Origin of the sequence: Desulfoluna spongiiphila (assembly GCF_900101345.1) — a bacterium.
In the GTDB taxonomy this organism is placed as follows: domain Bacteria; phylum Desulfobacterota; class Desulfobacteria; order Desulfobacterales; family Desulfolunaceae; genus Desulfoluna; species Desulfoluna spongiiphila.
Genome location: NZ_FMUX01000008.1, coordinates 105036 through 121816, shown reverse-complemented (window position 1 = coordinate 121816; position 16781 = coordinate 105036). Strand labels below are relative to the sequence as shown.

11 protein-coding genes are annotated in these 16781 nt (G+C 57.6%); 2 read left to right on the top strand and 9 right to left on the bottom strand.

What is annotated here, in order from left to right; translation table 11 throughout:
- Nucleotides 1-64: 64 nt before the first annotated feature.
- From BLQ12_RS12375 to BLQ12_RS12360, 4 genes are read right to left on the bottom strand one after another with little or no spacing between them, the layout of a single operon-like run.
- Nucleotides 65-2191: an EAL domain-containing protein gene (locus tag BLQ12_RS12375; RefSeq protein WP_092210968.1), complete on the bottom strand. Its 2127-nt coding sequence runs from the start codon at nucleotides 2189-2191 to the stop codon at nucleotides 65-67.
- The gene (locus tag BLQ12_RS12370) at nucleotides 2181-5030 is read right to left on the bottom strand and encodes a hybrid sensor histidine kinase/response regulator (RefSeq protein ID WP_092210967.1); all 2850 of its coding nucleotides are present in this window, start codon (nucleotides 5028-5030) and stop codon (nucleotides 2181-2183) included. Before BLQ12_RS12370 ends, BLQ12_RS12375 begins: the two co-directional genes overlap by 11 nt.
- On the bottom strand, nucleotides 5027-5593 hold the full coding sequence (locus BLQ12_RS12365; protein ID WP_175469717.1) for a YfiR family protein: 567 nt from the start codon (nucleotides 5591-5593) through the stop codon (nucleotides 5027-5029). The genes BLQ12_RS12370 and BLQ12_RS12365 overlap by 4 nt, the downstream gene beginning before the upstream one ends.
- An 18-nt stretch (nucleotides 5594-5611) precedes the next feature.
- Nucleotides 5612-7636 (bottom strand): TonB-dependent receptor plug domain-containing protein, encoded by a 2025-nt coding sequence (locus BLQ12_RS12360; protein WP_217640298.1) that lies wholly within the window; start codon nucleotides 7634-7636, stop codon nucleotides 5612-5614.
- 772 nt (nucleotides 7637-8408) lie between these two features.
- Between BLQ12_RS12360 and BLQ12_RS12355 the strand changes: the two genes are divergently transcribed.
- Nucleotides 8409-9791, top strand: a complete 1383-nt coding sequence (locus tag BLQ12_RS12355; protein ID WP_226860217.1) for a sodium-dependent transporter — start codon at nucleotides 8409-8411, stop codon at nucleotides 9789-9791.
- 405 nt (nucleotides 9792-10196) lie between these two features.
- Nucleotides 10197-11510, top strand: coding sequence for a branched-chain amino acid transport system II carrier protein (gene brnQ / locus BLQ12_RS12350; RefSeq protein ID WP_092211069.1), 1314 nt, complete (start codon nucleotides 10197-10199; stop codon nucleotides 11508-11510).
- Nucleotides 11511-11629: 119 nt separating this feature from the next.
- On the opposite strand, the gene BLQ12_RS12345 is transcribed toward brnQ, so the two are convergent.
- The 5 genes from BLQ12_RS12345 to BLQ12_RS12325 form a co-directional block, all read right to left on the bottom strand.
- A complete protein-coding gene (locus BLQ12_RS12345; RefSeq protein WP_092210964.1) occupies nucleotides 11630-12016 on the bottom strand; it encodes a DUF4280 domain-containing protein in 387 nt (128 codons plus the stop codon).
- A 100-nt stretch (nucleotides 12017-12116) separates the two neighbouring features.
- Nucleotides 12117-12971 (bottom strand): hypothetical protein, encoded by an 855-nt coding sequence (locus BLQ12_RS12340; protein ID WP_092210963.1) that lies wholly within the window; start codon nucleotides 12969-12971, stop codon nucleotides 12117-12119.
- A gap of 30 nt (nucleotides 12972-13001) precedes the next feature.
- Nucleotides 13002-13238 (bottom strand): hypothetical protein, encoded by a 237-nt coding sequence (locus tag BLQ12_RS12335; RefSeq protein ID WP_092210962.1) that lies wholly within the window; start codon nucleotides 13236-13238, stop codon nucleotides 13002-13004.
- A 143-nt stretch (nucleotides 13239-13381) separates the two neighbouring features.
- Nucleotides 13382-15025 (bottom strand): hypothetical protein, encoded by a 1644-nt coding sequence (locus tag BLQ12_RS12330; protein ID WP_092210961.1) that lies wholly within the window; start codon nucleotides 15023-15025, stop codon nucleotides 13382-13384.
- A 102-nt stretch (nucleotides 15026-15127) separates the two neighbouring features.
- Complete coding sequence (locus BLQ12_RS12325) at nucleotides 15128-16768, bottom strand: hypothetical protein (RefSeq protein WP_092210960.1); 1641 nt, start codon at nucleotides 16766-16768, stop codon at nucleotides 15128-15130.
- Nucleotides 16769-16781: the final 13 nt, after the last annotated feature.

Genomic DNA, 16781 nt, shown 5'->3' with positions numbered 1-16781 from the left:
CTGCTTTCAAGGTGGCACACCTTGCCGCCGGAGGCTGCTTTGTGGAACTGAACAGCTACCTTGATTACAGAGCTCCTTTTTTGAGAAGCCGGGTGAATTCCGTTGCGGGCACGGGGGCTTTGAAATAGTACCCCTGGGCTTCGTCGCAGCCGTACTCTTTCAGCAGCTCGAACTGTTCTTCGGTTTCGATGCCCTCGGCCAGGATTTTTTTGCCCAGGCTGTGGCCCATGGCGATGATTGCCTTGATGATGATGCGGTTGTTTTTGTGCATGGTGCTTCCGATGACAAAGGAACGGTCGATCTTGATGACATCCACGGGAAAGGTGGTGAGGTAGCTTAAGGAGGAGTACCCGGTGCCGAAATCGTCCAGGGCGATGCGCACGCCGAGGTCTTTGATCTGTTTGAGGGTCTCGATGGTCTCTTCGGTCTCCTGCATGAGGATGGTTTCCGTGATCTCCACCTCGATGTTGCCCGGATCGAGGCGGGTGACCTGGAGGACGTCCCGGATGCTCTCCACGATGTTCTGGTGGGCAAACTTGTAGCCGGAGAGGTTGACGGCAATGCTCAAGGCGGGGAACCCGTCCTTTACCCATTCGTTGCTCTGGCTGCAGGCCTTGAGCAGCACCCACTTGTTGATCTCGATGATCAGGCCCGATTCCTCGGCCACATGGATGAACTTATCGGGCGGGACCATCCCCTTTTGGGGATGCATCCATCGGATCAAGGCCTCGGCACCGACGATTTTGCGGGTGGCGAGGTCGATCTGGGGCTGAAAGTACAGCACGAACTCATCACGGTCGATGGCCCGAGCAAGGTCCCTTTCAAGGGAAAACCGTTCGGTGGCAACGATGTTCAGGGACTCGATGTAGAACTGGAACTGGTTTTTCCCGCTGTTTTTGGCGTTGTACATGGCCGAGTCGGCATTTCTGAGCAGGATGTCGGCGGTCTGGCCGTCGTTGGGAAAGACGCTGATCCCGATGCTGGCGGATACCGACACCTCCTGCCCGTCCAGGTCGTATTCCGTGGAGATCTCTTTGATGAGGCGCCTGGCCACCACGGCGGCACTTTCAGGGGATCGGATATTGGACAAAATGATGGTGAACTCGTCCCCTGCCAGCCTGGAGATGGTGGGCTCGGAGCTGTCCATGGCACCCCGTGTGGCCAGGTCCGTGCATCGAATGCAGGCCTGCATCTTTTCTGCCACCTGTTTCAGGAGCAGGTCCCCCATGTGATGGCCTAATGTGTCGTTGATGCGTTTGAACCGGTCAAGGTCGAGGAAGAGGAGCGCAAATTTCTGGTTGTTGCGCGTGGCGTCTTTGATGGCCATGTCCAGGCGGTCCAGAAACAGCATCCGGTTGGCCAGCCCCGTGAGCCCGTCGTAAAAGGCCAGGTGGATGATCTCCTCTTCGGCGCGTTTCAGCTGGGAGACATCCTGCACCACCCCCAGCATCATCTCCGGCATGCCGTTTTCGTTGAAGAGGATCTCTCCCTGGTTGAGGATGTGTTTCTGGGTTCCGTCGGGGTAAAGAACGCTGTAGCTCACGCTCATGTTTTTCCGCGCCTTCACCGCGTCGTCCATCTCCTTTCTGACCTTGTCCTTTTCATGGCCCATGATGGGCGCCAGAAAATCATCCAGGGAGACAGGGGCTTTGCCGGTGTCGAGCCTCAACAGGCGGCTGGCTTCGGAGGAGCAGTGGAATTCGAGGCTCTTCAGGTCGATCTGCCAGTTCCCCAGTTTGGCGAGTTCCTGGGTCTTGGCCAGGCGGCTCTGGCTCATGTAAAGCTCCCGGAAGGCGTACCCGGCCCGGAGCATGTAGCGGGCCCTGTGGCCCAGCATCACCCAGTTGATGGGTTTTGAGACAAAGTCGTTGGCCCCGACCTCAAAGGCCCTGGCCGTTGAGTCCACATCGTCCAAGCCCGTTACCATGAGAATCTGGGGGTACCTGCCGTGGAGGGACTTGCGGATGGCTGCGCAGACTTCAAACCCGTCCATCTCCGGCATGATGACGTCAAGGAGAATGAAATCCGGTTTTTCGGCGTTGAAGAGGGTAAGGGCCTGACGCCCGTTTTCCGCCTCCAGGACGTCGAAATCAAACTTCTTCAAGGCCGCTTTCATGGAGAGACGCAGAGAAAGATCGTCATCTGCAATCAGGGCCAGCGGTTTTTTCCGTGTATGCTTTTCATACATCATGTGACGCTATCTCCTCAGCCAAGGCATCCCTGACCATAACGAGTTCCGATTCGATGGCTTTTACCATGTGTTCTGCATTGTCGACATGCTGCCTGCTGCAGTCCATTTCAAGGTCCCTGCACAGCCCGGCAAGGCGGACGGCACCGACATTGGCGCTGCTCGACTTCAGGCTGTGGGACGCCCGTTGGAGGGTGTCCATGTCGAAGGGATCCATAGCCTGTGTGATCTGGCTCCAGAGGACGGCCGAATTCTTCAGGTACGCGCTGCAGATCTGGACGATGATGTCGGGTTCTCCGTCCACCTGCAGCTCCTGCAGGGCCGCAAGGCGTCTGGGATCAATGAGCAGCTCACGGCCAGGGTCGACCGACGGCTCCTCTGGGGCCCTGCGTGACCGGGGTGAGGCAGGCAGGAGGTGTGCCGTCACAGGTGCCGGTGTGTCCGCAGCGTCGGCGGGGAACCACTGCTTCAGGGTCGCTCCGATGTCCTCGGTGTCAAAGGGTTTGCTGATGTAGTTGTCCATGCCCGAGGCCAGGCAGCGGTGGATATCTCCGCCCAGGGCGTGGGCAGTAAGGGCCACGATGGGCGTATGGGGGAGCCCCTTTTCTTTTTCCATGCGGCGGATTTCTTCGGTGGCCCCGTACCCGTCCAGGACCGGCATCTGGCAGTCCATGAGGATGAGGTCGTAGGAACCGGTGTCACGAAAGGCGGTCACGGCTTCTTTCCCGTTTACGGCAACCTCGGTGCTGCATCCGAACAGCCTCAGCATGGAGACGGCAACTTCGCGGTTGGTTTCGTTGTCCTCCACCACGAGGACATGGCGGTGAAACCGCTTCTTCTCTTCGGCAATGGAGTGCTGGGTGATCAGCGGGGTCTCGGCTCCCTGAGCGCCGCCGGACAGGATCTTGATGAGGGCCGCGTTGAGGTCGGCTCCGCTTACCGGTTGGGTCAGATAGGCTGCAACCCCCGCACGGGCCGCCTCCCTGGCCTCTCCTCGAAATCCCGGTGGGGTGATGAGGATGATGGGAGTGCCTGTAAGCTCCGGGTGGGATGTGATGGTCCGTGCCAGGTCCAGGCCATGGGTTTCAGCGGGGTTGTCCACCAGGATCACGAGGTCAAAGGGGCGGCCTGATCCCCCTCCCTCAAGGAGCAGGGATAGGGCCGCGCTGTCGTCTTCGGTTGTTGTGTGGTGGATGCCAAGGGATGCGAGCATGGTGTGGAGCATTTTCCGGTTGGCTCCCTTTTTGTCGATGACAAGGACGTTGAGGTGGTTCATGTCGGTGAGCAGCACGGAAGGGGATCGTGTCCAGCTTTCCTTCGCCACGGGAAGGGTCACGGTGAAAAAGAACCGTGATCCCCTCCCCGGCTCGCTTTCGCAGTCAAGGCGGCCCCCCATAAGGGAGATGATCTCCATGGAGATGGCCAGGCCAAGGCCGGACCCTCCGTATTTTCGGGTTGTGGAGCCGTCGGCCTGGGAAAAGGGCTTGAACAGTTTGAGGCGGTCCCGGGGCCTGATACCGATGCCGGTGTCCTCCACCGACACGTTGAGCTCCACGGTGTTGTCCCCTGCCGGTGTGGTTGCTGCCCGAACCACCACCGAGCCTTTTTCCGTAAACTTGACGGCATTTCCGATGAGATTCGTGAGCACCTGGCGAAGACGGGTGGGGTCCCCGCGCAAGTGAGTATGGGTGGCCTCGGAGATCACGACACTCAACTCGTTGCCCTGGGCGTGGGCGCGCAAGAGGAGCAGTTCCACAACGCTTTCGATGAGAACCCGCAGGTCAAAGTCGATGGCTTCGAGTTCCAGCCTGCCCGCCTCGATTTTCGAAAAATCAAGGATATCGTTGATGATGGTGAGCAGGGACTCCCCGGAATTTTGAATGGTCTGAACATAGTGTTCCTGTTTGGCGGTCAGGTGGGTCCGCAGCAGCAGGCCGGCCATGCCCAGGACACCGTTCATGGGGGTGCGGATCTCATGGCTCATGTTGGCCAGGAATTGGGATTTGACCCGGGTGGCTTTTTCCGCATCGTCCTTGGCCCGGATAAGTCCCTGGCTGTGGGCCTTCAGCTCGTTGTCACGCCGCTGGATCTCCCCGAGCATGTCGTTGAACCGGTCGATGAGGGTGCCGAATTCGTCGCTGCTCTCCTTGCGAACCCGCACCGCATAGTCCTTTTCCCGGATCACGCGGTTCATGGACTGCATGAGCCCCAGCAAAGGGCCGGTGAAGATGATCTGCATCTTGGCCGACATCAGGATGATGAAAAGCAGGGCAAAGGCCACGAAAAACGCAAAGACCATGTAGTCGGTATGGAGCCTGCTGCGTACCTGCTGCATGTTGTCCACCAGGTGGATGGCGCCGATGGCTTCGGCGTTTGCAATGACAGGCCGGATTACGTGGGCATGGTCCACAACCAGAAAGATGGTCTTTTTTTCCCGGATAATCTCCCGGAAAAGCGCCTCCCTGTCCGGGTAGGCCCTGGTGAGTTCGGCCATGAGGGCCCCCTGGTCCGTACCGGGAGGGCTGTAGCTGCTGTAGACAGTTCCCCGGGTATCGTAGAGGATTGCGGTGGCTATCTCAGGCTTTGCTTTAAGGGAGACCAGGGTTTCCCGCGCCGACAGTTCGTCGTTGAACAGCAGGGCCGGGCCGCTGTTCACCGCCACGACATCGGCCATGGAGCCAAGTTCCCGTACCAGGTTCTTCCTGCTGGTCCACTTCTCTTTGAAAACAAGGGCCGTGGACAAAAGGATCACCGTCAGGACCGCCGGAAGGCTGAAGAGCAGAAACAGTTTGGTCCGGATGGACAGGTTTTTAAGGTTTCGTATCGCGTTACCGCCGCTCATGGGCCACCCACAATGATTGCATGCCGCAGCAGGCGGGACCTGAATTTCAGCCTCACCTGCAGGGCTCGTTCCACGTTGATTTCAAACCGCAGCCGGTCGTTTTTCTTGAACATGTTGATAAGCCCCCCGTTTCCTAAGAAACGGGGCATCTCGTCGCCGATGGTAAGGGTCGTGTCCTCTTTGACGACCTCAAGGGCCCTTGCAAGCTCCCCAGGGGGCGTGCCGTTGCAGAAAAATATGATATGGGATCCATCAAGTGCCGCCGTATCGTGCGTGAAACGAACCTTTAAACGGCGGGTGCCGATGGGTTTTCCTTCAATGCGTTGAAACGCCTCTTCCACGCCTTCGCCCCCGAATACCGTGAGTTCACAGGGGGCTGAGGCCGTTTCAAAACGATCCTCGGGCCATTGGGTATATCTGGCAAAATTGAGAACGAAGGCCGCTTTGACCGTGGGTTCATCCAGGGTCGCCGCAAGGGTGTTTTTCGGTCCGGAAATGAGCGGGACCGGAAAGATCAGGGCCGTACATGAGACCACACGGCATGTACGGAGAATGTATTTCAAGTATGTCATCCGATAGCCTTAAAAACGGTAGGTGATTTTACCGTACACACTGCGCGGGACCTCGGTGGGCAGACCGTAATTTTCCATGACATATTCCTGGTGGCTGCTTTCAAGCAGGTTCTGGCCCACCACAGACAACTCAAGGGCCGGCATCGGGCGCCATGCCAGCCGCGCGTCCAGGGTGAGGTAGCTGTCGATCTCGTATGTGCCGTCCGGGGACGCGGCATAGGCGGCGCTGGAGTCGTCCACGTACCGAAACCAGAGGTCCAGTTCCACGGTTTTCGTGACATCCACGGCCGAGCGGAGGGAGACCTGATGGGTCGGCTCCCGGCCCACCTGCCCTTCCTCTTCCAGGTCGCTGTTCAGGTAGGTGTAGGCAAGGTCTTCTTTCAGCCAGTCCGTCACCTGCCACGCGGCGGCCAGCTCTCCGCCGTAGGCCTGGGATGAGAACTCATGGAGCAGGAGAAAGGGCTGTTCGATGTAGGTCCCCTTGAATTCTGGGGTGCCCAGGCGCGTGACCCGCAGGTGATCGTAGTCGTGGTAATAGCCCGCGATATCGACGGAAACGGTGGAGGTGGGCATGAAGCGGTACCCCAGTTCGTAGGCGATCAGCTCTTCGGACTGTTCGTCGTCCACGCCGATGCCTGTCACCACCACGGGCAGAGGCGACGGGTTCTCCGTGCTCATGGGGGGCACAACGTAGAGCATCACCTCTCCGTCGCGCTCGACCCGGGACGGTGTTCGCACGGCACGGGACACGGCGGCCCAGAGTTTGTGGTTGGGACGGGGGGAAAAAAGGAGGCGCGCGCTTGGCTGGACTTCATACCCCGTGGACTCGTTGTGTTCAACCTTGCTGCCCAGGGTGAGCCAGAGCTTCCGGTCGATAAGGAGGATTTCATCCTGGAGAAAGGCGCTGAAGAGGTCGTCGGTTCGGCTCTCCGGGGAGTATGTCAGCACGGAGGTTTCAGCCAGCTCGTCGTGGATCCGCTGGTAACCGGCGCCCCAGACGATATCATGCCGGTCCCCGGCCTTAAAGTGATGCTGGAAGTCCACGTCGATGTTCTCTTTTTCTTCATTGGTAAAGGCCTCTTCGCGTTCAGAGACATCGTAAAGCAGCTGAAGGGTGATATCCGAGGTGGAGGAGAGAACGCGTTGCCAGCGGGTGAGCAGGTTGCCTCCGGAGACATCCGCGGTGTCGTCGATGCTCTCCGCATAGGGCGGTGTGAGGGTGGGCAGCACCAGCTCCTGGTTGATCTCCCCGTCGTAGAGATCTCCCTGGATGGTGAGGGTATCCCGGGCCGTTGTCCTGGTGTCCACGCGGAATCCTCCCTGTACCATCTCCCAGTCGTCACCGGCCCCTTCCCCGGATGGGCGTTCAAACTCATCCCGTTTGAACCCCTTGGCATAAAACCGGCCGTGGGTGGCGTCTCCCATGGCGGCTCCGTAACGGGCTTCGGCAAAGCCTTCTTCGGTGGTGCCTCCGCCTGCGGTGACCACCCCTCCCTGGGTGTCCGAGGCTTGTTTCGTGATGATATTGATCACTCCGTTCACCGCGTTGGCACCCCAGAGGGTGGCCCCGGGGCCGCGGATGACCTCGATGCGGTCCACATCCTCCAGCATCACATCCTGCACCTCCCAGTACACCCCGGAGAAAAACGGGGTGTAGACGGTGCGCCCGTCGATGAACACCAGCAGCTTGTCTGCAAATCGGCTGGTGGCACCCCGGCTGTTCACGGCCCACTTGTTGGAATCGATGCGGGACACCGTGAGCCCGGGCACCATGCGCAGGGCATCGGGAATGTTCGTCACGCCGGAGCGCTTCAGGTCCTGGTTGGTGATGACAAACACAGCGGCCGTGCTGTCGGAGAGGTTCTGCTCTTTTTTGCCCACCGAGGTGACGTTGATGTTCATGAGATCCTCGATGCTTAAATCCACCACCTCCTGTTCCGATGCCCGGAGCGGTGAGCAGAGAAGCAGCAGAAAGCCAAGGGCCATGAAACAGCAGGGCCGGATGCCCGGCGAGGTCTTGGGACGTCTTGTCATGATCGATTCCCTCGGAGCTGGAAAATGGTGCCTGCGATTCCGGTGATCGTTCCGGCGGAGATCAGCCCCTGTATCGGGGGAATGGTTCATGGGGCTGTGGGGGAAACATGATCCAATGGGACAACGGATGCCCTGGCACCGAAGGCGATATGGCGGGAACTCCCTCGCGACATGACACGACGGGGAAGCACGGTCGCTTAACGGGCTGTGGAGACAAACAGCACAGGGTATTGGCCCACGAGAGTCCTGCCGGATTGGTTGATCACCGCAGGAAGGAGGCGCATGCCTGCATGGGTGGCGTGATGCGCACGTCTGGTGATGATAAAGGATGATTATTTACTAATAATTTCATTGATTTTTCAAAATGTCCAGCCGAAAAATGGCGGGCTCCGGGGACGCCGCCCGTGTCGGGGCCCGTTACCGGCGGTGAGTTGCCGCAGGCACCTTCGTCAGGAATGGGCCCTGTGCTCCCTGTCCGGTTACACAGACCGCTTTCATTTTTGTAAATCAGTCAGCCTGGCCCATTGTTCCTGCCATGGGGCTATGGCCTGAAATATTTCGAAAAGCTGGAAAAAAAAGGGCATCTGCGTTACTATGCACAGAATCCAACGCGCTTTTTTGAGGAAATCGAAACCGAACCTGCTGAATTTTATGAAAACATCAGGTTTTCATGAAACCATACGCCCTCATCCTCGATAAGGTGCCCGGAATACAGATCAAACAAAGGGGTTTCCATCATACGTATCATGATCAACCAGAGAAGGAGCGTTTTGTGAGTTCAGTCAACCAGAGAGAACAGCTCGGAAGCCGGCTCGGCTTCCTTTTTATTTCCGCCGGGTGCGCCATCGGCCTGGGGAACGTGTGGCGTTTTCCATTTATTACCGGAAAGTACGGGGGGGCGGCCTTTGTGCTGATTTACCTTCTGTTTCTCTTCATCCTCGGCCTGCCCATCATGATCATGGAATTTTCCATCGGCCGCGGCGGTCAAAAGAACATTGCCGGGGCTTTGAAAGCCCTTCAGCCCAAGGGAAGCCGCTGGCACCTCTACGGCTATTTCGCCATTTTGGGCAACCTGATCCTTATGATGTTCTACACCACGGTTGCAGGCTGGATGCTGGCCTATTTTTACCACACACTCACGGGCAATCTGGCGGGCCTCTCCCCGGATGCGGTGGGCGGCTTCTTCGGCGGGCTCCTGGCAAGCCCCGGTACCCTGGTGTTCTGGATGGGCCTCACCGTGGTTTTGGGCTTTTTCACCTGCTCCCTGGGTCTCCAGAAGGGGGTGGAAAAGATCACCAAGTGGATGATGTCCTCCCTGTTCGTGATCCTCATTGCCCTGGTGGTCAAGTCCGTGAGCCTGCCCGGTGCGTCGGCGGGTCTCTCCTTTTATTTAATGCCCGACTTCGGCCGCCTGATGGAGACCGGTGTCTGGGAGACCGTCTACGCCGCCATGGGCCAGGCCTTTTTTACCTTGAGCTTGGGTATCGGCAGCATGGCCATCTTCGGCAGCTACATCGGCAAGGACCGCTCCCTCACCGGTGAATCCCTCAACATCATCGGCCTGGACACCTTCGTGGCCATCCTCTCCGGCCTGATCATCTTCCCTGCCTGCTTTGCCTTCGGCAAGGATCCCGGAGCCGGCCCCGGCCTGATTTTCGTCACCCTGCCCAACATCTTCAACACCATGGAAGGCGGACGCATCTGGGGCACCCTCTTCTTTCTCTTTCTGAGCTTTGCCGCCATGTCCACGGTCATCGCCGTCTTTGAAAACATCATGGCCTTTACCATGGAAGAGTGGGGGTGGACCAGAAAACGGGCGTCCCTGAACAACGGTGTCCTTTTGTTCCTCCTCTCCCTGCCCTGCGCCCTGGGTTTTAACGTCCTGAGCGGGATCAATCCCCTGGGCGAAGGCACGGTGATCCTCGATCTGGAGGATTTCATCGTGGGCAACAACCTGCTGCCCATCGGCTCCCTTGTGTTTGCATTTTTCTGCAGCTACAAAATGGGATGGGGCTGGGACGCCTTCGTGAAAGAGGCCAACGAGGGCCACGGGCTACGCTATCCTGAAAAAACGCGCTTCTACGTCAAATACATCCTGCCCCTGATTATCCTGGTGGTCTTTATCGGCGGGTACATTGAAAAATTCGGTGGCTGATACCCCACCTGAGGTTCCATGACAAAAAAAGCCCCCGGCCAAGCCGGGGGCTTTTTTTTTGTTCGGGGGCCCTTTTCCGGGGATCCCTTTCCTTTTTTAAAGATGGGAGGCTGTCCCGACAGCTTTCCCGGGTTTTTTATGTTCGGCAGGTAACGAATCGAAAACCTGAACGGCAGATGGTTTATGAATAAAAAGAAAGGGCCCTGCAAAACTTTCCGTTTGTCTGGTGGGCTATTGGTGAAACAGTTTTAGTGCCTGTGATTACACGGAATATACCCTATCATTGTCACCCCTGTTATCCCGGAAAATTGTGTGCTAACCTCCCTGGTCTGTGTCAATGAGGAGCTGGAAAGCAACTCCCAAGCAAGTGTCATTTTAGTGATCGAATCGGTGGAGGTAACACCTGTGAATAATGAGCGTAAGGATATTATCGTTGCGGGGGCAGCCCTGTTTGCCATGTTTTTCGGAGCGGGGAACCTGATCTTCCCCCCTGCCCTTGGATTTTTGTCGGGAACCTCCTGGTTTTTCTGCATGCTGGGATTTTTCATCACCGGGGTGGGCCTGCCCATTCTGGGTGTGGCGGCCCTGGCCAAGTCCGGCGGCTCCTTAGACCGTTTTGCCGGTCGGGTGAGCCCTCTGTTCGCCAAGGTGATGGGCACAGCCATCGTCCTTGCCATCGGCCCGTTCCTTGCCATCCCGCGGACCGGGGCCACCGTCTATGAAATCGGCATCAAGCCCCTTTTCCCCGGCGTCTCTCCTTTGACGGCCTCCATCGCTTTTTTCGCCATCACCCTCTTTTTTGCCCTGAAGCCCTCGAGCATCGTGGATAAGATCGGGAAATACCTCACCCCCATTCTGCTTTTGATCATCGGCATGATCATCATCAAGGGGGTGGCAAGTCCCATGGGCCATGCCGTCGGCAAAGGCCTCACCCAGCCCCTGTCCCGCGGGTTCATCGAAGGATACCAGACCATGGACGCCCTGGCCTCCATCCTCTTTGCCGGCCTGATCCTTTCGGCCATCACCGCCAAGGGCTACAAGACAGCGGAAGAGCAGATCAAGCTCACCTGCAAGGCGGGCCTCATCGCAGGCACCGGCCTGATGCTGGTCTACGGCGGGCTCCTTTATCTGGGTGCCACGGCAAGCGGCACGTTTGAAGCGGGGATCTCCAAGGCCGACCTTATTGTCTCCATCACCAACACCATCTTCGGCGCTGCCGGCCAGACCGCCATGTGCCTTGCCGTGTCTGCGGCGTGTCTCACCACCTCCATCGGCCTTGCCGCCGTGGTGGGGTCCTGGTTCGAGAAGCTGACCCACGGCAAGCTGAGCTATGAGCCGGTTGTCATCGTCACGGTGATCTTCAGCGCCTTGATCGCTGTCTCCGGGGTCGAGAAGATCGTCAACTTCTCCGTTCCCCTTCTCATCATCGCCTACCCCATCGTCATCATCCTCATCGCCCTGACCCTTCTGGGCAGGAACCTGAGCTCCGCCGTTTTCAAAGGCGCCGTAACCGGCTGCCTCATCGTGAGCGTTTTCGATGCCCTGGCTTTTCTTAAAATCAGCACAGGAGCCGCAGGCAAGCTCATCGCCAAGCTCCCCTTTGCCGACTCGGGCTTTGCCTGGATCCTTCCCGCCCTCTTCTGTGCGGTGGTCATGGAGCTCATCAGCACCTCAATGCACCACAAGCCCCTGAACCAGAGCACCCTGCCCAAGAGCTGAGACGCTGTTCTTCGCGTCCTTTGATTTGTTCAGCGGTACCACCATAGACAAAAAAGGCCCCACGTTTTAAAAACGCGGGGCCTTTGTGTAGACGAACCCTTGATCTGGTATATCTCCGGTCAGCCAGCCAACGCAACGGCTTGGCCCGGGCTCACCACCGTAATCATGCCACCGTATGCGCATGTCAACTGACATGCATTGTCCACGGCCATCTGTCCCCCCACTACCACCTTTGGGGTCCCCGGGGTCCACGGAGCCGTGGTGACCGGCACGCAGGGCTGGGGCGTTAAAACGCCCAAAGCTGCCGCCGTGGCCGAGGCCACCGCCGGGTTGGCAGGGGATGAGCAGAGCCCGAAACCGGCAATGTTCGCGCCCGGATCTTTATCACAGACATTGGCCACCGGTTGTGCCGAGTTGACCCCATGACCGGGGGCAACCACCAGAGAACAAGGCGCAGCCCCAAAGGAGCACAGAAGCTGTGCGCCGGACACCACAAGAATGCCCATGGAAAATTCCTCCTGAATGAATCACGCGCCTGGTTGAACCCCATCCGTTAAGCTTGACCCAGCTTGTCCGCGACATCGCGTATTGGAGCAAAGGCAAGCGTCACCACACATACCGCCAGATAATCCCTGCCAGCATCCTCAAATAATCCATGCGCACTTGGCCAGCGGTCTTAACCGGTGTGGCATGGATTGCCGCATCAATAGGAGGAGCTACGGCTACGCCTGCAACTGGAAGGGGGAAAGTGGCCTGCAGATGTAAGCGATACGCGTTATAAGCTGCTGCAACGGCGTTTGCCAGAGGGCCGGCCCCGAGATATCTTGTGTCTGCTGTCACCACAATCGATGCCACATCCATGAGCCAGCAGTCGACGAGGGATCGGTAATCGGCAGCGGCAAAGGCCACCCCGGCACCCGCCATGGCGACTCCGAAATTATGCATCGAATTTCGATATTCCAGGAACCGAGCGTAAGCGTTCGACGACGCGAAGATGTGATCAGGCTGAGCTGCCGCCCCTGGATTGTTGACCACAGTCGTAATTTGGTCGGTGATGTTTCCACCGGCCCCTATGATGCCCTGCTCACTATTGCCCGGTGCATGCACAACCGCAGTATTGCCACGGTGAAAGCCGCCAGCCTGTAGAATGTTATCATCCGTCATGAAATGGGCTGAGACCTCATGGCAGAACAAGCCCACCTGATACCCGACGTTGTAGGTTCTGAAGAACCACCTGGCCAAATCAATCGTCAGATCCCATCCCGTACCGGCAGGGTTATATATCGTGGCGGGATTTAAGCCCCCTACCGCATGGACCGTGCACGTCGATGGCCCCCCGCCACCGTGCGCCATATGATTCATGTCCATCCAGAAGCTGAGAGGAGAGCCCGCCAGGGTATTCTGGACTTGATTTGCTTTGGCTAAATTGAGGTTCTGCAGCGCGACAAAGTTAAAATTCATTTTGCCCCCTTCGGTGGCCTTGACCCTGGATTATTTTGTCCGCATATTGCGCATGGATTTGATTTGCTTGACCATGCCCATGAACTCCTCTGCGTTCTTAGCCTCCTGAATCATCTTCACAGCACCGCTAACCAGGCCAGAGGGCGCATCCTGCATATGCAAAACGTCAATAAGATTCGCTCGTGCCTCGGGTTCCAGCCCCATCTTCTTTGAACCCACGATTTTACGTATTTTATTATTCCGTCGTTCCGTTCGTCTGTCAGCCATTTCTCCTCCTCTTCATGATCGGTTCAGAATAAGCATGCCAGCATCTATACATGCGAATCACTAAGTTCATGGCACGCCGGATCATGGCATCGATGTGGAGATAGGACATCACAGGGGCCTCCGCGCATACCGGTCTGCGTTATTCATTCCAGGATGACGATTTTGTCGTACATTTGATCTGATTTCGAATTGCTCCCCATGCTCATTCGGGATTCGTCCCTGCTGTGGGTGGCAACGAGCTCCGTGCCGATGGTGATGTTGTTTAAATCCCCTCCGACACTTGCGTATCCGCACCCCCCCAACTCATTGGCCAGGGCGTCTTCTTTTCCGTTGAGAAGGTGGGTGAAGGCATGTTTTTCCCCGTTGGGAAATGCCACGGTGAGGATGTTCTGGTCGGTGCCGTCTCCCGTCAGTGTCAGCATGTTGGCTGTCACACTGACCCGGGGGGTCTGGTCGCGTGTATTGATAAAGAGGTACCCCATCAAGGCATGGACGCCCAGACCCTGAGCCGGTTTGCCCTGTTGATACCTGGGCTTGCTTGCGTTGATAAGTTTCAGGTCGTACCCTGCGGCGGTGGTCGGGGCACCGTGCACGCGGATTTTGCTTGGGGAGACTCGTCCGAGTTTACTCCAGTCCGTTTTGTCCTGTTCCATTGCCAGGACCAGGTCGAGGACACCCTCGTGGATTGCGGAGGTGCACTCCCCAATGACGACAAGGACATTTCCATTGTGCTTGATGGAAAGCGTGATCAGCCAATCGAGCTCTTCGTGGAGATGATCTACGTATGCGTCTCGGGGATTGTGAATGGCCAGTGTCACGGGGTTTTCGGTATCGATCGTTCCCGTTCCCGGGACGGCCATGCTGTGTCCTGAGAAGGCTCCGTAATTTTGGGCGATTCGTGTGTTGGTGTGTTGATGCCCGTGTTCCAGGGAGTGATAGTAAACAAACAGGGGCGGTGAGTGTGTGTTGGAAAACACACAGACAAAGCCTGCATGGTCGCTGTAAATACGGGACTCGAATTTGGGCTGGACCTGGCACAGCATCTGTATGGATGTGCCACTTTTTGTCTTTATATTGTCGATTCGTAGGGTTGAGCGATCGGTTTTTGTGGATACTGTGGTCAGGAATTGAAGCGTTTTCGCCTTGTTTCTGTACACGCTTTTTCCCTTCAGCAGGGGGAGAAGGATGTGCTTGGGGGTCAGTACATCTTTAAAACCAAGGCGTTCATGGTCGATGAGATACCGTTTAAAATATGCATCAAACAATTGCCTTTTGGTCTCCTGTCCGACATCCCCTCGCGTGTTGAGGGCTTGTGCCACATCGGTGACGACCCTTGAACTCTCTTCCCGGAGAAAGGCATAACAACGTTCAATCTCGTCTACCGCCTCCTGAAATCGTTTGGCCATGGCTCGGCTGGTTTCCAGCACGCCTTCCAATTCCGGTCCAAAGGGCGTCTCTTCATCCTTGTCGATGGACAGGGCGGCGGTGACCAGGGCCCACATCTGCTGGCTGTAGGATTCGGTCAAGTCGGTCATCTTCAAGCCGATGGTCCTCGGGATTTTCGGGCGGTCATTCAGGAGCCCGAGCTTGAGTCCCTTTGTGTCGACGTGCGTGTTGGATGCAAATTTTGTTTTGACGTTAGTGAGTTTTTTTTGAAGGATCTGATACGACCGTTTGGTCAGGGGCTGAATTGTATTTTGCCTGCCCGAAATCTGTTTCAGGTAGGTCGGGGTTTCCGCTTTTGGCTCGGACAGGCTGGACGGCTGTTTCAAATCGGTTACGGGCATGGGAACTCCTTGGTATGAACCCGGCGGTTAAGGCTTCAAAAAAATGCACAAAAGACAATGCCTCCGGCGGCAAGGTGAGCCACCTTGAAAGCAGGTTTCCCCTTAGGACTCCCCCACCTGCCACGTCATTTTTCCTTCTTCCATGGTGAGTCTCTCCCCATCTTTTTCCATCACACGTTCCATCTCAAACACCGGCTTCCCCTCCTCGTAGCGGTGTTCCAGGCGCACCTGGCTTTTTTCACCTTTGCCAAAAAGGATTCTTTGACTCTGGGCCTTCTGGTCCACGCGGGTGGAGCCAAGCCAGTCCACGGTCCCTTTGATGCGGGCGGAACAAAGGGACAAAGCCAGAAGAGCCCGGGTTCCTTTGTACAGGGGGAAAAAGAGATGGGAGGGAAGGTTGTCCGGGGCAAAAAGGGCGGGTATTTCGAGGTCGTCAAAGGCCGGAAGGGTGACCCGGTAGCGGTCACCCGCGGTTTCGGTGTCCCGGACCACCTGGTAGGTGGCCTCGCTCTCTTCGCCCACGTCGCTTGCGATGACCCCTTCCACGTGGAAGAGAGCGGGCACGGGCCGGGCGTCGGGGAGCCTTGACGCGGTATCCTCCTTTGCCTCGAGGCTGACCTGGAGGCAAGCACTGAAAAAGGCCTGATCGCACCCTGTACCGGCGTCGGTTTGAGGGGCCGGCGCCTGGGCCGTGGCCGACATGGCGGTGATGCGATAGACTTTTTTGCAGGTGATGAGTTTCGTGGTCTTCTCAGGCGACGGCAGGCTCACCAGGGAACCGCAGAGAAGCCGGGTCTCGGGAAACCGGGCAAAGGGAAGCGAGACCCGCATGGACTCGGGAGTAAGTCGGCTGGTCTCAAGGGTTTTTCGGGTGGTCACGTTCTTGGGCACCGGTTCCATGATGAGGATCTCTTCCATGATGCCGGTGGCGGCGTTTTCATTGCTTACCGGCTCCACCCTGGCGTCTTTGGAGACCCCGTTGATAAGGCTTACCCCATGGCGGGGGGGCTCGGGGAAGGTGACCGAAGCTGTGCCTGTGTCCCCTTCCTTGAGGGCCGTGGGGTCCCCATCGGAGGGTTTTGCAGTCGCCAGGGTGTAGCTGTTCGCCACCGGGTCAAAGAGGAGATGGCCCTGCACGTGGCGAAGGCGGGTCACCACCCAGTCGAGGAAATGGGCCGGGTACGCTTGGTGGGTGAGGTTATCCGGCGTTCCCAGCCCCACGGTGATCAGGGGAAGGACGTCATCAAAGGCGGCGAGCTCGGTTTTTACCGTCACCCCTGCCGGGGTGTTCTCCTCCACCACCGCCGTAAGGCTCTTTTTGGCGTAGATACGGGTGGGGCGATGCCGCGTCCAGTAAAACGCCAGGGGATCCGTGAACCCAATGCGGTAGGTCCGCACCAACACCGGGGCCTCCTTCACCTCGGTGCTCACCTCCTCCTCAAGGCCCCGGAAGACCACCGGCCCCTTTAAGGGGACAGGTTCCGGTTCTGGGGTTGGTTTGGTGGTCACCGCCGCCACCTTGAGTTCGGCTATAATGAGGTCGGGTTTGATGAAATCGGTGAACACCTTGTCGTGTTTATTTCCCCCTGATGCCACCCGAAAAACCACCTCTGCTTCAAATCCCCAGGGGTGCAACTCCCAGCCAAAGGAGACCCATTCTCCGGCTGGGATCACCACCTCACCCGAAGAGAATGTAAGTGCAAGTGTTGCTGTAAGCTTTGTGCCGAATTGCTTGTTTTTCATGGTTATTCACGCC